This window comes from Bacillus sp. FSL K6-3459 (genome assembly GCF_038003305.1).
GTDB lineage: Bacteria > Bacillota > Bacilli > Bacillales > Bacillaceae > Bacillus > Bacillus pumilus_O.
In genome coordinates this window covers 458,286-473,198 of record NZ_JBBOOW010000001.1, presented here as the reverse complement: position 1 = coordinate 473,198, position 14,913 = coordinate 458,286, and the positions used below count along the sequence as shown (strand labels likewise).

Annotated in this window: 12 protein-coding genes; 3 read left to right on the top strand and 9 right to left on the bottom strand. The window is 41.5% G+C overall.

Features of this window, described 5'->3' with window-relative positions; all coding sequences use genetic code 11:
• Nucleotides 1-60: 60 nt before the first annotated feature.
• From MHI35_RS02260 to MHI35_RS02225, 8 genes are all read right to left on the bottom strand, one after another.
• Complete coding sequence (locus MHI35_RS02260; protein ID WP_335348842.1) at nt 61-2,148, bottom strand: cellulose biosynthesis cyclic di-GMP-binding regulatory protein BcsB; 2,088 nt, start codon at nt 2,146-2,148, stop codon at nt 61-63.
• A 4-nt stretch (nt 2,149-2,152) separates the two neighbouring features.
• The gene (locus MHI35_RS02255) at nt 2,153-3,391 is read right to left on the bottom strand and encodes a glycosyltransferase family 2 protein (RefSeq protein ID WP_254107811.1); all 1,239 of its coding nucleotides are present in this window, start codon (nt 3,389-3,391) and stop codon (nt 2,153-2,155) included.
• Between the two features lie 22 nt (nt 3,392-3,413).
• Complete coding sequence (locus MHI35_RS02250; protein ID WP_335348844.1) at nt 3,414-5,129, bottom strand: DUF2334 domain-containing protein; 1,716 nt, start codon at nt 5,127-5,129, stop codon at nt 3,414-3,416.
• Nucleotides 5,119-5,970 (bottom strand): GGDEF domain-containing protein, encoded by an 852-nt coding sequence (locus tag MHI35_RS02245; RefSeq protein WP_335348845.1) that lies wholly within the window; start codon nt 5,968-5,970, stop codon nt 5,119-5,121. The genes MHI35_RS02250 and MHI35_RS02245 overlap by 11 nt, the downstream gene beginning before the upstream one ends.
• Nucleotides 5,951-7,033: a glycosyl hydrolase family 8 gene (locus MHI35_RS02240; protein WP_335348846.1), complete on the bottom strand. Its 1,083-nt coding sequence runs from the start codon at nt 7,031-7,033 to the stop codon at nt 5,951-5,953. Before MHI35_RS02240 ends, MHI35_RS02245 begins: the two co-directional genes overlap by 20 nt.
• Nucleotides 7,034-7,230: 197 nt before the next feature.
• Nucleotides 7,231-9,417, bottom strand: coding sequence for a DNA topoisomerase III (locus MHI35_RS02235; RefSeq protein WP_335348847.1), 2,187 nt, complete (start codon nt 9,415-9,417; stop codon nt 7,231-7,233).
• A 72-nt stretch (nt 9,418-9,489) separates the two neighbouring features.
• Nucleotides 9,490-10,545 (bottom strand): tartrate dehydrogenase, encoded by a 1,056-nt coding sequence (locus tag MHI35_RS02230; protein ID WP_335348848.1) that lies wholly within the window; start codon nt 10,543-10,545, stop codon nt 9,490-9,492.
• Nucleotides 10,546-10,643: 98 nt separating this feature from the next.
• A complete protein-coding gene (locus MHI35_RS02225; protein WP_335348849.1) occupies nt 10,644-10,850 on the bottom strand; it encodes an EamA family transporter in 207 nt (68 codons plus the stop codon).
• A gap of 111 nt (nt 10,851-10,961) precedes the next feature.
• Between MHI35_RS02225 and MHI35_RS02220 the strand changes: the two genes are divergently transcribed.
• Together MHI35_RS02220 and MHI35_RS02215 are read left to right on the top strand one after the other, a co-directional pair.
• Nucleotides 10,962-11,636 (top strand): GntR family transcriptional regulator, encoded by a 675-nt coding sequence (locus MHI35_RS02220; protein WP_335348850.1) that lies wholly within the window; start codon nt 10,962-10,964, stop codon nt 11,634-11,636.
• A gap of 136 nt (nt 11,637-11,772) precedes the next feature.
• The gene (locus MHI35_RS02215) at nt 11,773-12,069 is read left to right on the top strand and encodes a DUF3817 domain-containing protein (protein ID WP_008347156.1); all 297 of its coding nucleotides are present in this window, start codon (nt 11,773-11,775) and stop codon (nt 12,067-12,069) included.
• 177 nt (nt 12,070-12,246) lie between these two features.
• On the opposite strand, the gene MHI35_RS02210 is transcribed toward MHI35_RS02215, so the two are convergent.
• Nucleotides 12,247-14,496, bottom strand: coding sequence for a hypothetical protein (locus tag MHI35_RS02210; protein WP_335348851.1), 2,250 nt, complete (start codon nt 14,494-14,496; stop codon nt 12,247-12,249).
• A 160-nt stretch (nt 14,497-14,656) separates the two neighbouring features.
• Between MHI35_RS02210 and MHI35_RS02205 the strand changes: the two genes are divergently transcribed.
• The gene (locus MHI35_RS02205) at nt 14,657-14,875 is read left to right on the top strand and encodes a hypothetical protein (RefSeq protein ID WP_144522232.1); all 219 of its coding nucleotides are present in this window, start codon (nt 14,657-14,659) and stop codon (nt 14,873-14,875) included.
• Nucleotides 14,876-14,913 lie beyond the last annotated feature (38 nt).

Genomic DNA, 14,913 nt, shown 5'->3' with positions numbered 1-14,913 from the left:
GATCATACTCCCGTTTGACACCAAAGTAAAGAGATTTTTTCGAGGTCTTTTGACCGTTTATTAATCAGTCTTTTTGCGGTTTTTCCGTACGAAATAAACAATCATCACTGCGACAAAAATGATCAATACAGCGATACAGGCAAAGTAAATCCAAGACTCACCGCCGCCTTGTTTTTCACCTTTTTTAAGATCATTTTTTTCATTGCTGACTGTTTGGTGATTAGAGAACATATCTTTGTTTTTACTTTCTATTGCAACTGTTGCGGTTTCCGTATTTGTTTGAAGAAAACGTATCACTTCATTTGATATATTAGCGTCAGCTGCTGTCATTCCTGAAAAAACGGTCATGGTTTGTTCTTTATTCCATACGGATGGTTGCGTCCATACAATACGAGCTGTTGTTTCGTTGATCATGCCAAATGAGGATACATCATATTGATCCTTTTTCGCTGGAACGATAAGATCGTCTGCTTTTTCTTTTAAAAGAGAGAAAGTCTGGATGCCCCCGATGAAAATGAGAGAGTTCTTTTTCAATTGTTCATCTGTCACATTTGATGCTTCGACCAAATGATAGTGAGTAGCTTCCGGTTGACTAAATGATTCTGTTAGCATTGCCATTTGATTGATTGAGGCTTGAGTGATTTGATCTGGCATAATGATCAATGTGTTTCCTTTCTGCGTTTCCGAAGTGTAAGGAAGCGGCCATGCGGCTAAGTCCGGTGTATCACTAGTTGTTCCTTCTGGTATTTGAAGAGAGCTGTTCTTATCAATGTAAATCCAGCCTTCCTCATCCGTATGTCTGCAAGATTCCATGTTTTTAAAACCTGTTGTGACAAACTGTAAGTCCACATATTCGTTCTTTTGGAGTACTTGTGAATCTACTGGAATCGACACATGATAGAAGCCATTTTCATCTTTGTTTCCTAGTTTTGTTAACGGTACGTCGTGTGGTTCGTTATTGATCATCACTGTTAGACGTTCCGCTTTATTCGCTGGATCTGATTTTTTAAATGATAGATTTAATTTTGCACCTGCTTTTTGTTGAGCCATTAATGCTTTCGGATAATAGTAGTGATCAGATGCTGTCTTTTTGGTCCCAACTTTGATATCATCTCCGCCAAAATCTATTAAACGAATATGATGCGATGGCTTAGACACATTAGCTGTCACTTTTTGCAGCAGCAAGTCGGTACCAGTGAGCTGACCTGTCAGTTCTGGTTGAGTCAAAACATTGATTTTTTCAGCAATTGTCTTTGGCTGCTTAGCAGTGACAAATAAAACGGGCTGTTCTTTTTTCTTTGCTGTCAAGGTTCTTACCGCTAACGTAAGTTGATCGCCTTCTGTTTTAATTCCAGCCGTTTGCTCGATTGATTTCATTCGCCCATTCCAGCTTCCTTCTGCTCCCACAGCAATGGTTGGATGCGCAATTTGCTCGATATTCTTTTCTTGAACGAGTTTGAGGTCTGCTTGGCGGTCTTTGTTTTTCAACGTACGATATACTTTCATCGCCGCTTCTAATTCAGCCGCATTCGGTTTATTTGGAATCACAATATCTGTTTGTTCTTTCTGATCACCTGATTGAATAAAAGGTGTAGGGAAACTGTCTAACGTCACGTCTTTCGTTTGAACTCCTTTGAACGCCAGCTCACTTTCTGGATATACTTTCAGCCAATTGGCAGGCGTCTCTTGGTTGATACACACACCTTCTTTTAACACACCATAAAATGCGAGCTGAATTTGATGAGATCCTTTTTTCAATTGCGCTTTGTTCAATTTGATTTCAATCGATTTTTTTGCATTTTTTCCTGATACAGGGATCGTCTTTTCAATCTCTCCATCAATCATCACTGTGAAAGACGATGGCGATATGAGTAATGGTGAAGCCTCTATATTTAATGTAAGAGTGCTAGACTCTACTTTTTCTTTCTCCATTTGATAGGAAAATTCAGTGCGGTCTTCTTGACCATACAAGGTCACCACATCTTCTGATAGATGCTGCGTTTCGGTTTGATTTCCTTTTGATGAGTGAACCCAATCGTCTTTCACTTGTACTCGATTGGATTGCGCCATTGCTTGACTTGCCATGAAAAAAGGCTGAATGGCAAGAGATAGCGCTAATATTAAAAACATCCATTTGACCGATTTCAATTTGTCACCCGCTTTTCTTTTGTTGTTGATCGTAACGCTCTGTTTTGTACCATTTCACTTCTTGTTTCAATAATCGGCTCTTCACCTCTACACATAAGGAGTACACGACAAGCGCAATCCATACTTGAGAATAGGTGAAGTACATGAGAACCACTATGAGAATATTTTGTTTGGTGAGCTCTGTTTTCTCAATACTTAATGTAATCATCACTTCTGTTAGAAAGAGGAAGAATGCTAATCCCCAAAGGATCAGTGCAACAGCCCCTACAGATAAGTGGAGGTCAACAAATAGGTTTACAATAAAAATGCCATTTGAGAGCAGAACACCGAAGAAAAATAAGAAATACGTAAAGAAGAAATAAAACAAATCGAAAATCATTCGTTTTCGTTTCAGCTTCATAAACTGCCTTAAAAATTTAAGAACAACATATTGATTCCCTCTAGCCCAGCGCGTTCTTTGCCGCCACCAGACCTTCCATGTCTCGGGCTCTTGCTCCCATGTGATCGCCGCTGGGAAAAATCGAATCACATACCCAAGGTTATACACACGAATCGTTAATTCGGTATCCTCGGCCAAAGCTTGGACATCCCAGCCGCCGAGCTCTTCTAAAATGTGCCGGCGGATGGCGAAGTTGGTACCTGGTATTGTCGCAATACCAAACCATTTCCATCTCCCGCCCTGCGCCATCCATTGAAAACAGATGGTCTCAATATTAATAAATTTGGTCAGCAAATTTTGGGCTGCATTGATCACCCTGAATTTCCCGACAACAGCGCCTGCTTTTGGGTCATTTAATAACCCAAGAACCAGATGATAAACAGCCTTTGGTTCAGGCATGTTATCTGCATCGTAAACGCAAATCACTTCTCCTGTTGAAGCTTTCAAACCTTCATTCAGCGCAGTGGATTTTCCCTTCCCTGCAAATGGTGGCTTCGTTTCAATCATATGGACATGATCATATTGCTCACTGAATGATTGCACAATCTCTCCTGTGCGATCAGAGGAATTGTCATTAATCACAATGATTTCAAGGAGGTGTTTAGGATAAGATAGCTGAACCATCGCTTTTAAAGTCTGCCGAATGACGACCTCTTCATTATGAGCAGGAATCAGAATACTGACGGTTGGCAGATCCTTCCCTTGTTTTGTCCATTTAGGCAGCACTTTTTCATAGGTCAGGTAATGCTGAAAGCCGCCCTGCATAAGAAACATGTGGTATAGGAGCATGATCCAAATGAGCATTAATGAAAGATAGAATAAGATATCAGCCACCTAATTTTCTCTCCTTAAAAATTCGTTTTTTCATTGTCAGTCTTAAATACAATGTGTATAAAGCAAATGCCGCAATAAACAGCATGACCACGACCGTGAGAATTCTCAGCATATTTTCCATGCCACTTCGTTTGACTGTTTTTGTTTCGGCGATATTGGATTGTTCTACTTGAATATGTCCATTCCCTGATGTTTGGATTTTGACATGTGCAGTTTGGACCGTCTGTTTTGTTTTCTTTATATCCAGCCATTCGCTAGAAGGAATTGCCTCCATCTGTGTGATTAAATCCTGTAACCCTGCTATCCCCAACTCCGTGTCATAGGACAGCCCTGTTGCGGCTGATTGCAAATGCTGCACGGATTGAATCGTCTGTTCAGTTAAAACATTTGAACCCTCTTTGTCAGACGCTTGCTCTACTTGCTGCTGAGGATATAAGGTCATACCGTGTAACATGGCAGGAGACGTCACTAGCGGCGATGCGCCGACTGATTTCCAAGTTCGGTCTGACAGCTGCACCTGCCCAAATAGACTGGACACATGCTTTGAAATTACTTCATACCCTTGTTGTGATGTCGCATCATGCGGCACCTCGAACCCAAGAGGATATAAGCCTTGACTAGCAAGAAGCTCAATGCCCTTTGTCAGTTTTTCTTCTGTATAGGCGATTTCTTGCTCCTGATTCGATTTGGTATACGTATGAAAGTCTTTTTCATTTGGGAATTGACTTTTCATTCGTTTCTTCTCATCTTTTTTGGGGTCATTTGACGCGATGGGCTGATCATATTTTGCATCCCAGAACTCAAATCCCTGACCAGATTCTTCCGTTCGATACGTACGGCTAAAGCCATGAAGAATAATACTCGCGCCATTGCCTTGCAATTGTTTTAAAACACTCACAAGTTTCGGGCGGTCACTTAGTGTGACTTCATCACCTGTTGCCCGATCTATCCAAGCAGGGGTCACTGCAATCTGATAAGGAATATGCTGTGCGGATACGTATTGTCCAAGTTCAAGCAGCTTTTTCTCGTCACTTGCTGGACTGATGTTCCCGAGCATTAAGTATTTTGTCGTCATTTGCACAGAAGGTGGCATGTATTTTTCTAGCGCTTCTGCAAGAAGTTTGTTGTGCTGCATGACATCTAAAATACCGATATATGCCGCACCTTCTTTTGTTTGAATCACAAATGGCAGATCAGATTGACGTTTCTTCACTAAAAATTCATTTTTCAACTCTGCCCCTCGAACCGTTAACACATTGATACTTCTCTCTAACTGACTGTATGTCTGATCATGTGTATGTTTTATTTGACTGGTATGATCTTGTTTGTGAAAAGTAAGCTTGGAGAATGGGCGAAACTGTTCCGCATTGTAGCCAATGGCGATGAATCGCTGTGATTCGTTCATCGCACGAATGGTTTGTTTTGACAAGGTTCTCTTTATTTCACCAAAATAAATGACTTGCTGAAATTCATTGATCCTCTTTTCAGCCAAATGTTCATCGGATACAATTATCGTCTGTTTTGAAAAATGACCGGAGAGTAGATCAAGCATATGAACGGCTGGAGTCACTTCCCCCGATGGTGTGGAATAAACGATCAGTGTATTTGGCTGAGTGACAACTGCATCGACTGAAGCAATGTGTTTAAAAGAAAGAATCGTAAAAAGCGTGATCATCAAACAACATTTCATCAAAGAATTACAGTTCATTCATCATCATCTCTTTTTCTAGTTCTTCTAAAAATTGCTCTGGCGTACGATAATCCGAGCTGCTTGTTAAATGGCAGACATGAAATGTCAAGGTCACTTCACGACCGTTTAATAAGACATGCGTCTGCAATTTATCCTTTAGCTTATCAAGGACAACTGACACATTTTCTTCTGGTGTATGGGTTAGCAGCAAGCCCATTCGCTCTTCAGATAACCGAAATTTCTTATCGGTTTCTCTTACGCTTTCACGGATCTTGAGACTTAATTGCTGAAATAGGTGCTGCATTTCTTTTTCTCCATATAACGATTTGAATTCTGCTGCGTAATTCATATGAAGAAGGATAAAGACAAATGGCTGTTTGTACCGTTCTGCCCGTTTCATTTCCTCGGACAATTCGAGCTTCATCCGCTCAGCATTGTCAAATCCCGTTGTCGAGTCAATCGCCACAAATTGTTTGATGGCTTGCTTTTGTTGTTCAATGGTGTGACGTAGCGTATTGATCCGTTCATGCAAGCTTCCCGCTGAGATCGCGAAGAAAAGAAGTGCTACGCCCCAAATCACTACATCTTGCAATGTTTGATTTGAAAAAAGAGGACTTACATGACCAAGCTCTGTAAAGAACATGGCGCTTCCTATAAAGAACAAAATCAACAAGGTGAAAATTAATGCTGGTAGGATACCAAATAAAATACCGCACCCTAACACGACAAATGTCAGTGCGATGATCATAAAGCTCTCCGCATCTTGTACGTTGAGGTAGCCCATAAACAAAATAAGGCCTGCAAACGTGAGGAGCAGAGAATAGTACAAGCGATACGTGTTACTGAACAACCGATTCATTTAAAAGCTCCCTTTCTGCAATTAGAGGCAATAAGTTATCAAATGAGTGTGTCTCTTTTTCGTTCATGTATCCTCCGTAATAAGGCTTGAGAGGATCTTGGGTTTGTAATTCTTTCATGCGGTGATAGACCGTCTTTGCGAATTTCCGCTCGTTTTGTTTAAGGGCATACAAAATAACGAGAGCATATACCGAAGGCGATTCATATGTGACAGATGGTTGCAAAGTGCTCAGCTTATATCTCCCGTACAGTTTACCTTCTTGTTTAAACGACGTTTTCAGCCATTTCATGATCGCGGACGTATTTACCTTTGCATGGTGTGCATGTAGAGCTGTATAAAGTTGATCGATCATATTGATTTCTTGATCGAATGAATAGGTTTTTTTCTTTATGTCATAGGACTTAGGAAAGAATCCTTTTTTTCTCGGTGCTTGTTTTAGAATGGCTAATTGGTTGCTGGTCATTTGTTTCGTGAATATGTGGAGGGATTCCAATTCTTTGATTGCTTTTGGGTCTATATAAGAGAGTGTGATTGTGTGTGAAGTACGATTTGTTGATGCATCATAATAATCGGACAATATGCCTTTGTACATGTTTTTTTCTTTTAACGCTTGAGCAATTTCTTTTGCTGTCGATTGATACGCTGGCTTCTTCCACAAACGATTTGCCTTTTGAAGTGCCGTCACTACACGTAAATCATCAACTAAAGCATTGGCCTTATTTTTTTGTTCAGATTCAATCTGCCAGCTGAGAAGATGATGGTCTAGTAAAAATTGATCTTGCAAAACACCCAACTGTTGGTCAAATAAATTTTGATCTTTTTTTCGAACAAGATAATCCATCCAAAGCCCAAGTGATTCAGATAAGTAGATATGCTCCTCTGCAAAGGAGGTACGAATCAAACCTTGATCTGTCATTAAGTGGTGAGTGATAAAATATTCTCCAGGTAAAACGGGCTGAGGTGATACTGGATCAGCTGATTCTTTCTGCTGCCTCCAGGTACATCCGCCTAGTAGAATGACAATGAGTAAAACAATTGCTGTACGATATATGCGTGTATGCATTCGTGTCCCCTTTCAACTCCCCGTTCTCTAAACATCTAACGATTTATTATAGAGCGTTTTTGTTTAAATTTAAATAAATATTTTATACCAAATTACGAGTCTTTTCGCATATTTATTCCCATTTTCAGAAAAACAACATGCCAATATGCTTGATAACATTGAAAAACCCATGCGTTTCCGCATGGGTTTATATAGAACTATTGATCTAATTTTAATTTCTTTAATTGTTCAGCAAGTGCGTTATTAATGGGTTCTTCCACTTTCTTTTGTTTCTTCATATATTTAGACACATCGTGCTTACTGGCTTTCTTTTGATTGGATTGAGATTTGCGTTTTTCGAAGACAGACAGCTTTTCTCTATGGCCGCATACACAAGCAAAGATTTTGCCATCGCCTTCTCCGCGCAGCTCGAGCTTTTTATGACAGTTCGGGCAGCGTGCGTTTGTTTTCTTTGCCACATTTTTACGATGGCCGCATTCCCTGTCCTGACAGACGAGCATTGTGCCATGTTTTCCATTCACTTTCAGCATGAGTTTACCGCAGTCTGGACAATGGGTACCAGTGACATTGTCATGCTTAAAGGTCTGGTTCGTCTGTTTGATTTCAGATACGGCTTGTTTGGCATACGATTTCATTTCACTCATGAATTGAGAAGCCTTCAATTGTCCTTTGGCGATTTTAGAAAGCTTTTGCTCCCATTCTGCTGTTAATGCAGGAGACTTTAAGTCCTCAGGCACTAACGAGAGCAACTGCTTTCCTTTCGATGTGATGAAAATGTCTTTGCCCTTTTTCTCGATTAAGAAGCTATTGAACAGCTTTTCAATAATATCCGCTCTTGTTGCTACTGTTCCTAGACCACCTGTTTCACCAAGGGTTTTCACTAAGTCTTTTTCCTCGTTCTGCATAAATGCCGCTGGGTTTTCCATAGCAGATAATAAGGTCGCTTCATTAAAACGTGCAGGAGGTTTCGTTTCTCCTCTTGTTTCTTTCAGCTGTCGTACGTCTAGTGACTGTCCTTCTGAAAGCAGCGGCAAATGTTGATCTGCCTCGGCAGATTCCTCTTCTTCATATGAGTCATCGTACACGGCTTTCCAGCCAGCTGCTTGCACAGTTTTCCCTTTTGCTGTGAATGTTTCACTGCCTATTTTGGTGATGACCGTTGTTTCTTCATACTCGAAAGGATTCATGAGTACAGCAAGGAATCGTTTGGCAATGAGGTCATATAATTTACGCTCTTTATCGCTTAGTACTCCTGGATACAGCTCTTCCTCAGTTGGAATGATTGCATGGTGATCTGACACTTTGGCATCATTGACGAAGCCTTTGTGCGCTTTTACACCTGATTGTAAAATCCGGTTCACATGCTGCGCATACGGTCTGACGTTCATTCCTTTTAAACGATCTTTTAATGTAGGAACGATATCCGCTGAAATAAATCGTGAATCTGTACGTGGATATGTGACGAGCTTATGCTGCTCATACAATCGCTGAAGCGTAGATAATGTTTCTTTGGCTGAGAAGCCATAGCGTTTATGTGCATCACGCTGCAATTCAGTCAGATCGTACAGTCCCGGCGCGAAAGCTTTTTTCGCTGTTTTTTTCAACGCATCAACCACTGCTGGTTTGCCTTTGCAGGCTGCCAAGCGCTCTTTGATCACATTCTCTTGGAATGTCCGGTTTTGCTTTGTTTTGGCATCCTGCCAGGTCAAAGTCAGTCCATCTACTTGTGCAATCAATCCATAGAACGGCTTCGGCTGAAATTGCTGAATGTCTTCTTCTCGTTTGAATATCATGGCGATCGTTGGTGTTTGCACCCGTCCACAGGAAAGCTGTGCATTGAACTTCGTTGTCAGCGCTCTTGTTGCGTTGATGCCGACAATCCAGTCTGCCTCTGCGCGCGCAACGGCTGAGCGATACAAGTTATCATATTCTTTGCCGTCTTTTAATCGTTTGAAGCCTTCTTGAATGGCTTTGTCCGTGACAGATGAAATCCATAGTCGTTTCAAAGGCTTTTTCACATGGGCTTTTTCAAGAATCCATCGTGCGACAAGCTCCCCTTCACGTCCAGCATCTGTTGCGATGACAATGTCTTTGACATCTTTTCTCGCAAGCTGTGCTTTCACTGCTTGAAATTGTTTCCCTGTCTTTTTCATGACGACAAGCTTGAGCGGCTCTGGAATGATCGGCAAATCCTCTAAACGCCAGGATTGAAATTCTTTTCCATAGCCTTCTGGATCAGCCAGTGTGACCAAATGGCCAAGCGCCCATGTCACAATGTATTGATCTCCTTCTAAAAAGCCATTTCCTTTTTTATGACACTTCAGCACACGTGCAAGATCACGTCCGACCGAAGGTTTCTCTGCTAATACAACTGTTTTTGACACTAAATTTCACATCTCTTTCTTCTATCCATCCTTTTATTATAGCAGACGTGGAGATGCGGTTCTAATGACGGATTATTTCTTCAATCGTTTGATGATTTCGTTTGTGACTTCTTGCGTTTGATAGGCGCCGCCGATGTCTGCCGTTAAAAAGCCGTCTGCTGTAACTGATTCGATGGTTTCGAGCAGATGAGTGCCCAGTTCTTCCTCTTCGAAATGATCCAGCATGAGTTTAGCGGTCCAGATTTGACCGATCGGGTTAGCAATTCCTTTTCTCGCAATGTCTGGAGCTGATCCGTGTACAGGCTCAAACATGGATGGGTATTTTCCATTCACATTGATGTTGGCAGCAGGCGCTACGCCAATACTCCCCATAATGGCTGCCCCAAGATCCGTCAAAATATCACCAAACAAATTACTGGCCACAATGACATCAAATTTCTCAGGTCTAGTAACAAAGAAGGCTGAGAGCGCATCAATGTGCTGAGAGTCTGCTGTCACTTCTGGATAATCCTTTGCTACGTCTTGAAACACTTCATCCCAAAAAGGCATGGTATGAACGATTCCATTCGATTTCGTTGCACTCGTCACATGCTTTCGCCTTTTTTCTGCTAATTGAAAGGCAAAACGCATGGCACGTTCTGTCCCTTTTCTTGAGAACACCGCATTTTGAACAGCAAGCTGATCTTCTCCTTGATAAATACGCCCTCCAATTTCACTATATTCACCTTCACCGTTTTCTCTGACAACTAGAAGGTCGAAATCCTTTGGCTGCGCAAGCGGTGAGCGTATTCCGTTCAGCTGTTTTGCAGGTCTGACGTTAATCACCTGCTCAAATTCACGCCTAATTTTAATAAGCAATCCCCAAAGCGATATGTGATCTGGCACTAAATTGGCATCTCCGACAGCCCCTAAGAAAATACTGTCAAAGGCTTTCAATTGGTCCAATCCATCCTTTGGCATCATCTCGCCATGCTCTAAATAATATTCACAGCTCCACGGAAAATCCTGAAAAGTAAACGACAGACCACCATGCACTTCTGACACCGCTTCCAAAACTCGTATCGCTTCAGGTACAACTTCCTTCCCAACCCCGTCACCTGGTATCGCCGCAATTGAAACATGCTTCATTCATTTCTCCCCCTTTATTGTCGGTCGACGGTCGACCATTTAAATTTGAGTTTACTAGAGAGTGCATGTTCTTTCAATGGATAAAGGCGCTTTTTTGATCAAAGCGCCTGTTTATCCGGCAAAAATATCGAGGGTTTCTCCTTCTTCCTCCTCGCATTTTTTTTATCTGAAAGCAGCAGCCCGCCTAAGGTCAGTACCATACCGAGTGCTGACATGAGGGTCAATCTTTCATGAAGAACGATCATTGAAATGACCATCGTAATAATCGGAACGCCATAAATATATACACTCGTTTCACTGAACACACTTTTTGTCTTGAATTGTACGATATTGACTTTTCCAAGACAGGCTTGCCTAGAGGGAAAAACTTGGATAACATGAGACAAAAGATGATGTGTAAATGAGGGAATGACAGAATGAATTCATTCGAGATGGAAAGACCAGCACCATACCATATGCAATTTTATGAACAGCTGAAGCAAATGATTTTTGATGGACAGTTTCAGCCAGGGGAACGGATCAATGAGACACAGCTTGCTAAGCAATTTGGTGTAAGCCGATCACCGGTGAGAGAGGCGATGAGGCTTTTAGAAAAAGATGAGCTCTTGATCGCTGATCACCGGTCGGGCTACTCTGTTTATACGTTAACGAAAGAAGATGTCGAGGAGCTTTATCAAATTCGAATTGCCTTAGAAACGCTTGCTGTTGAGCTTGCATGCAAGGAAGCCACGCAAAAAGAACTCGATGAAATTGAGCAGGTCCTCACGCAGGCAGACGAAGCAATCAAACAGCAACTACCATCTAAAGACATCGTTCAGTTACATGAAGCCTTTCATCAAAAAATCATTCTAGCGAGCCACAATCACCGCTTATATAAACAATTGAATCATGTGAACGCACTCATTCATTTTTGCCGTATCTTTCATTTTAGCGGCGGGGCGCGTGCTGAGACGATTCAAACTGAGCATGCTGCCATTTATTCTGAAATGAAAGAGCGCCGCTCCACAGAAGCCGTTCCAGCGATGACAAATCATTTGTTACATGATGTGATGCACTTAAAGCAAGTACTCTCTGAAACAAATAAGAATTAAATGATTTTTCCTTTTTCCCATTTTTTAAGCATTACATGAACATATTTTGAATTTTTCGTAGATTTCAGCATGTCCAGACGTTCTTTCGTTTATATTAGAAGATGAGAAACTAGCTTTTATACAGGAGGATTTGTATATGCATACAAGTATTAGCCGCCTTCGACAGGCGGGTTTTATTGAGGGTATGTCTCTTTTAACCCTTCTTTTAATTGCCATGCCTCTGAAATATTTTGCGGATATTCCGATGGCAGTCACCATTGTAGGCTCTCTTCATGGCGCATTGTTTGTCATCTATATGCTTATTTTGGCATATGTGACCTTTAAAGTTCGCTGGCATTTGAAATGGTCGATCGCTGGATTTTTTGCGGCTTTCATTCCTTTCGGCAACTTCGCCTATGATAAGGTGCTTCGCCAGTATGATACAAAAGCTTAATCAAAAAGGGCTAAAACGAAATCCGTTTTAGCCCTTTTTCTCCTTTTCAGCGTGATAGAAAACCTTTCCAGCCCTAGAAAGGACGAGTACTGGCGCGGAGCGAATTTGACATTCGCAAGCACCAGCACGCAGGACTGAAACCGAATGCGAGGGTTTATCTACACGCTAAAGTATTTTTTAAATTGATGCATATTTCACAATGGCTGCTTGACGTGTCATTTCGTGATAAGCCACCCATAATTCATCACCTGGCAGTACGCTAGTGATTGGATCAATTGGCTGTTTCACTTCATACATCACGCCATCTCTCTCAATCTGAATGGTCGCTAACGGCTGGTTGCCGATGACACCAGAAAATGCGACATGGGTCACTTTTGCACTTCCTTGTTTCTCTTGCATAAGACTGATTTCTTTATCCAGCTCTTCTTGTTTTGTCTGCATCGTGATTTGAGTTCCTGGTGCGACCTCCATATGATCAGGGATGAATTGACTGACCGTTTTTGTAATGGACTGATCTCCGCTAGAAACCGTCACATCCATCATAATAGGTTTCTGATTATGAATCGTGACTGGATATTGCTTCACCCGCTGGATGGTTCCTGTTAATGTCACGTCTTTCCCCGATCGATTCCGCACTTCATGGCCATAGGCTGCCATTTTCAACTGACCGCTGATGTCGACAAGATCGGCTTTTTCTCCTGTTCTATATTCAAAACCATCGGCTTGAATCATCGGAATGGTATACCTTTTCTGACCTGCTTCAAATGTAAGCGATAAGACCGTGCCTCGTCCTACGGTTCCATATGATTCTATGTTTCTTAAAACAGCGCCTTTGATGAACTTTGGCTCACTTGTCTGGGAGAAGTCTCCCTCTTTTAAGAGCATCGCCTTTTTCTTCTGCGGATTATAGAGAATGGCGATACGCTGACCCGGCTGTGGTATCTGGGTATAGGATACAACTGTTTTAACCGTCTTCTCGATGTTTTGCCCATCATATTGAAATTGTAGCTGCATTTTAACAAGCGGCTGTTCGTTGATGTAGGTGCCTGTTTCTTTGACAGATACAATATTGGCTTCTAATGTGACACTGTCTTTGATTTTGTTGTTTCTCACCAATCTCAAAATCGGCGGCAGGAAGATGGCTAGTACAAATAACAGTAGTGGAATAAACAACCATATCGCCCAGTTGAGAATAAGCGGTCCGCCTTTCATGACATATTGTATAAAGGTGTCAAACGATGTTTGGTGAGCAGGGCTTGCGTTTTCGATTGAGATGACTTTTTGCAAAGGAAATTCCTTTAGCTGTTTGCTTTTCGTCTCAAATGCACCTGTTAATTGATTTTCGAATGAATAATAGATCCAATCACTTTTCACATTTTTATTGAAAGAGAGTCCTTCTCTTTGTAAATTTTCATATGAGAACGACTGAAAAAGCTTGCTGACAGACGTCGTCTTATTCGTGCGGTGGTTGTAAATATAACCAGTCAGCTTGCCTTTTGCTTCGTCCTTTGCTGTAGAGCCTACAAGAAGCACTTCTTCTTCATTAAGCTGGTAGATAAAGGTTTGATAAATCGGTTTTGGTGTTGGGACGACTTCCCCAAGCCCTCCCTCTGCATTCACTTTCCTTGGTCTTTTTGGATAGTTAGATTCGACAGCGACGGCAAAGTTTTGGGATGTTCCGATCGTTTTTTCTAGCTGCTTCTCCACTTTATCTTGAATGAGGCTAAACGGTTCAGCGTTTTTGGAGACATAGACCCCAAGCTGATGCTTATCGTTTGAGACTCCGCTGACATATGCTTTCTGGTCATTTTTTAAAGTCAATTCAAATATAGGTATAGGCGTCTGGCCTCTAAAGGAGTTCATGACGGCATCGATGGAAACAGGTCTTGCTGGCAGCTTCAGTTTGTTGAGATTGTGCACATGAAACTGACCATTCTTTAGCTCACCAAGGACCGCAGCGGCACCTTCCATTTCTCCTGTAAACACAAGCCGTCCATTCCATTGATATGTATTCGTTTTTAAAAACGAGGGTATCTGCAAGTTTTGCTTAATGAGCTCTTTCTTTTCTCCGCTCGGCGTTAGTTTCTCGATCAATAGCTGCCCCTCTTTATTTTTTAAAGCAAGTAAGAGATTGTTACCTTGAATGGATGGCAGCATTTCATTAAACGTATCGCTTTCCGTGGTCCATTCACTGATTCTTTTTCCTGATTGAGGATCATACATTCCAAAATGGAGTTGCTGGTCTTTTGATACAGCACTCACCACTCGTTTCCCTTCATCAAATGTAAATATTTGTTTGACGTCATATTGCGTCGCTTTCCCTGCTGATAAATCATCTTGGTAATGGTTCCACAACAAGACACTAAGAATGATTGCTGGAATAAAGAAGACAATATACCTGAGGAAAATCACTGGTATTCTTTTCACTTAATCGCTTCCTTTCATGAGGTTCCTTTACCTTATACGTTAGTGCAGCGAAAATGTTTCATGCTAGAAGAATACCATTCCAGCTTTCCAAATCCATATTTTACAAACTTGGTTGTTTGCGATAAAATCCAATCAGATTCGAAAAAAGGATGTTATCTCAATGGATAAGCTATCATCGATCATTCTAGCGGCTTGGCTGCGTGTTCCTCTTTGGTTCAAGCAATGGGTGCTTGTATCCATTTCCATTTTCTTTTTTTATATGTGTTTTGTAAAGGGGCTGACTAGCTGGCATACCTTACCGCCTGTCACTTTACTATCATGTGTCATCGGTTCCTTCTTCATTTGGATGTTGTGGCGAAAAGGTCAAAAAAATAAGTGAAACGGGGAAAATTATGAAAGAATCCATCAGTTATTTTG